We start from the raw sequence: 4,121 nt of genomic DNA, 5'->3' as shown, positions 1-4,121 counted from the left end.
CATTGTGTATAGTTTGTTGTACATTTTATCTAACTTAAGTGAAATAGGAAAATACAATGACCTCACATCTTACACAACAAAATATTGCGGCACTCGCTTCACCTGGTGGGCATTACTCTCATGTTGTTACTGCAAATAATATGTCGTTTGTTTCTGGACTATTGCCTTTAGATAAACAAGGAAATTCATTAGCAAACAAACCCGTTGAAATTCAAATCACACAAGTACTTGAAAATTTAAATGCTTGCCTTCTCGGAATAAATGCAAAGAAAACTGATATTGCTCAAGTCAAAGTCTATGTGACTGATATTAATGAATGGCCTATCGTTAATGAGTTATATGCAAAGTGGATTGGTGAACATAGACCAGCAAGATTAGTCGCAGGAGTAAAAGAGCTTCATTTTGGAAGCAAAATTGAAATTGAAGCCATTATTATTAAGGAATAATCGTATGAATAAGTTACCTACTCCTACTTATAAAGATGTTGCTGAAGCACATCAACGTATTCTGCCGTATCTTAATAAAACACCTGTCCTAACCTCTCGCACTATTAATGCGCTAACAGGGGCACAATTTTATTTTAAATGTGAAAACTTCCAGAGAATGGGGGCATTTAAATTTCGCGGTGCAATGAATGCGTTATCTCAATTTACCGCAGAACAACGTAAAAATGGTGTCGTGACTTTTTCATCAGGTAATCATGCACAAGCTATTGCGTTATCGGCAAAGCTATTAGGTATTCCTGCAACAATTATCATGCCAGAAGATGCGCCAAAGGCAAAAGTGGCAGCAACAAAAGGCTATGGAGGGCGTGTGATCACCTATAATCGTTATACAGAAGATCGCGAAAAGATGGGGCAACAACTGGCACAAAACGAGGGGCTAACCTTAATTCCCCCTTACGATCACCCTCATATTATTGCTGGGCAAGCTACCGCAGCAAAAGAACTATTTGATGAAGTTGGCGAGTTAGATAGGCTATTTGTTCCATTAGGTGGCGGTGGCTTGCTTTCAGGCTCGTTGTTATCTGCCAATGCCCTTTCACCAAATTGTAAGATATTTGGCGTTGAACCTATCGCTGGAAATGACGGACAGCAATCATTACGTAAAGGCGAAATCATTCATATTGATACACCGAAAACAATTGCAGACGGTGCGCAAACCCAGCACCTAGGCAATTATACTTTTGAAATTATTCGTCACTATGTGAGCGATATTTTAACTGTCACAGATGAAGAATTAATTTCGGCTATGCAATTTTACGCCCAACGAATGAAAATAATTGTAGAGCCAACGGGCTGTTTAGGTTTAGCGGCAGCTCGTCAATGTGGTGATAAATTAAAAGGTAAGAAAATAGGTATTATTATTAGTGGTGGTAATGTCGATATCGCGCAATATGGTCGCTTTTTAGCGCAATGACTTATGGATCTTATGCGTGTTCTAATATGAAAAAAAGCAGTATAGAAAAAACCTATACTGCTTAAAAAAAAAACAATATACAACCAATCAACTAAAATAACGGGGGCGTTTGTTTAACGACTTTTTAGTTAAGTAAAAAAGTCATACCTGCTTCTTTACATAATTGTGTCAGATTTTCTTTTAATTGTTGGTTTTCTTCTGGCAATAAATCGAGTTGTGGTAAACGCATATGACCGCCATCTAAACCTCGCATAGTTAATGCCGATTTGAATATTGCCATATTCGCACCAGACTTAAGCGCATCACTAAATTTCACACAAAATTGTTGCCACTGTTTTGCTTCTTGATAATTACCTGCGATATAGGCTTTATACATATTCACAAATGGTTCAGGGAATACACAAGCACAACCTGAAACCGTACCGTCACAACCTGCATCTAATAAACCTAAGAATAATTTATCGTAGCCATGAAGGACAGAGAACCCCTCAGCAACAGCAAGATAACTTAATGTTGTATTGTTATCAGCAAAACTGTATTTAATACCAATGACATTTTTACACTGCTGCTGTATTTTTGCCGCTAATTCAGGCTTGATATTATTGGCAGCACATTGTGGGATATTATATAGATAAACAGGAAAATTATCCGGTACGCTATTTGCCACTGTCACAAAATAGTTTTCTAATTCTCTGTCTGTTGCACCAAAAAATTGTGGCGTCACTACACCAATACCATCGGCACCAATTTCAACGGCATGTTTTGCTAATTCAATGGTTTCATTTAATGTCATTGCGCCAACATGAATAAAGACAGGTAACCGTTTATTCGCTGTTTCCACAACCGTTTTCGCAACACTTTTACGCTCTAATGCAGATAAACGCAACATCTCACCCGTTGTACCACAAGGATAAAGGCAATCAACGCCCTTGGTGACGAGCATTTCAGTTAATGCAGATAACGCTTTTATATCGACTTGATCCTTTGAATCAAACGGGGTAACCATTGCCACTGTAACGCCAAATAATTTTTTCATAGATAGACCTTTATTAAATCAGATTGCTTCAACAATAACTTTAATTGCCAACATACCCGGATCATCTAAACCAATAGACTTTTCTGGGAACATACGAGCTCGACCTAATAAATTAGGTTTTTGGCGAAATTCATTTAGCGTACTATCGACACTTTGTAAGGCTGCTACTTTTAGATTATCGATAGCTAAAGTGGGCTTTAGCGCTTCAGATAAATGGTAAAGAATATCGAGTACGGATTTTTGCCCTAACTCCCCTTTTCCCCTCGCCATCATGCTTTGGTATGCAACAGTTAATAGCGGTGAAATGTCGGAAGGTGATATTTCTTGAAGTTGGTTTTCTTTGCAGTATTTTGCCATTGCCATAAAAGCAGTCGCTTGCAATGTACCAAAAGAAGAAGCACAAGCTTTTTGTAATGATTTACTGCACTGAAAAAGCGCTTTGCTGAGATCATCTTGCCAATCTTGTGAATCGTCTGCAATTTGTCGCCAACCTTTTTGCATGGTGATCCCTAAATCTCCATCACCTAAACGGCTATCAGCTTCACACAGCATTGGTTGAGATTGCTCGCAAGCGATAGCGATACGGAGTACCGCTTGTTTAAGCATTTCAAGCGTAATATTCATCGCTATACCCTCCAGAATGCACAATGAGCGGGTGCATTCATCAAGGCTTCTAGCTCATCATCCAATTTGCACAATGTTAAACTTGCTCCCGTCATTTCCATAGACGTGGCATAACGACCGATTAATGGATGTACAATTGTTGCACCTGTTTGATCAACCAGCTGTACAATCTTGTTATACAGAATATAAAGTTCTTCTAATGGCGTTGCGCCTAAAGAGTTCACTAATACAGAGACTTTATCACCCGTTTTTAATGATAACTCTGCTTGTAGACGCTCAAACATCTCTTGTGCAATATCATCGGCACTGCGTAATTTATCACGCCAAATACCCGGTTCACCGTGGATCCCCATTCCCATTTCCATTTCATCTTCATCAATTTCGAAAGTAGGATGACCTACTGCGGGTAAGGTACAAGATGTCAACGCACAGCCAATAGTTCGGGTATTTTCCATCGTTTTTTGAGCAACTCGTGTGACTTCATCAAGGGTTGCCCCTTCTTCGGCTTTGGCTCCTGCCATTTTAAAACCATAGATCATCCCAGCAACACCGCGGCGTTTATGCGCTTCTTCGGGGTTGGCTGAAGCCACATCATCAGCAGCTAAAACCGTTGTACAACGAATATTATCTTCAAAATCAACCGTTTCCGTCGCCATATCAAAATTCATGATATCGCCACCGTAATTACCATAAAGTAGCAATACACCTAAGCCACTATTGGCTTCACGAATGGCATCTGCCATTAAGTCTGCTGAAGGTGAAGCAAAAACATCACCCACTGCAGCTGCATCTAATAAGCCCTCACCGACATATCCTGTAAATACAGGTAAGTGACCCGATCCGCCCCCCGTGACAATACCCACTTTAGGTTTATTTGCTTTTTGTGAACGAGTAATCAATCTTGGCTGTGGTTGACGATAAATATGACGATGAGCAAGGCATAATCCTGTAAATACAGGTAAGTGACCCGATCCGCCCCCCGTGACAATACCCACTTTAGGTTTATTTGCTTTTTGTGAACGAGTAATCAATCTTGGCTGTG

The 4,121-nt window shown here is 39.7% G+C and carries 5 protein-coding genes; 2 read left to right on the top strand and 3 right to left on the bottom strand.

Annotated elements, in window-relative coordinates:
* The first annotated feature begins 56 nt into the window (after positions 1 to 56).
* Complete coding sequence (locus BHE89_RS11250) at positions 57 to 446, top strand: RidA family protein (protein WP_069367148.1); 390 nt, start codon at positions 57 to 59, stop codon at positions 444 to 446.
* A 4-nt stretch (positions 447 to 450) separates the two neighbouring features.
* Positions 451 to 1,419, top strand: a complete 969-nt coding sequence (locus tag BHE89_RS11245) for a threo-3-hydroxy-L-aspartate ammonia-lyase (protein ID WP_069367147.1) — start codon at positions 451 to 453, stop codon at positions 1,417 to 1,419.
* A gap of 124 nt (positions 1,420 to 1,543) precedes the next feature.
* Here the strand turns inward: BHE89_RS11245 and BHE89_RS11240 are convergent, their stop codons facing one another.
* The 3 genes from BHE89_RS11240 to BHE89_RS11230 are packed head-to-tail and all read right to left on the bottom strand — an operon-like array spanning position 1,544 to position 4,074.
* The gene (locus tag BHE89_RS11240) at positions 1,544 to 2,455 is read right to left on the bottom strand and encodes a dihydrodipicolinate synthase family protein (protein WP_069367146.1); all 912 of its coding nucleotides are present in this window, start codon (positions 2,453 to 2,455) and stop codon (positions 1,544 to 1,546) included.
* A gap of 18 nt (positions 2,456 to 2,473) precedes the next feature.
* Positions 2,474 to 3,079: a dihydroxyacetone kinase subunit L gene (locus tag BHE89_RS11235; protein WP_069367145.1), complete on the bottom strand. Its 606-nt coding sequence runs from the start codon at positions 3,077 to 3,079 to the stop codon at positions 2,474 to 2,476.
* Between the two features lie 2 nt (positions 3,080 to 3,081).
* Positions 3,082 to 4,074 carry a dihydroxyacetone kinase subunit DhaK gene (locus BHE89_RS11230; RefSeq protein ID WP_128860483.1) on the bottom strand — a complete coding sequence of 331 codons (993 nt, stop codon included), beginning with the start codon at positions 4,072 to 4,074 and terminating at the stop codon, positions 3,082 to 3,084.
* Between the last annotated feature and the right edge of the window lie 47 nt (positions 4,075 to 4,121).

The sequence above is a fragment of the Shigella sp. FC1967 genome (assembly GCF_001743005.1).
Lineage (GTDB): Bacteria > Pseudomonadota > Gammaproteobacteria > Enterobacterales > Enterobacteriaceae > Proteus.
Note: the sequence above shows the minus strand (reverse complement) of the source record. Positions and strands in the feature narration are given on the sequence as shown.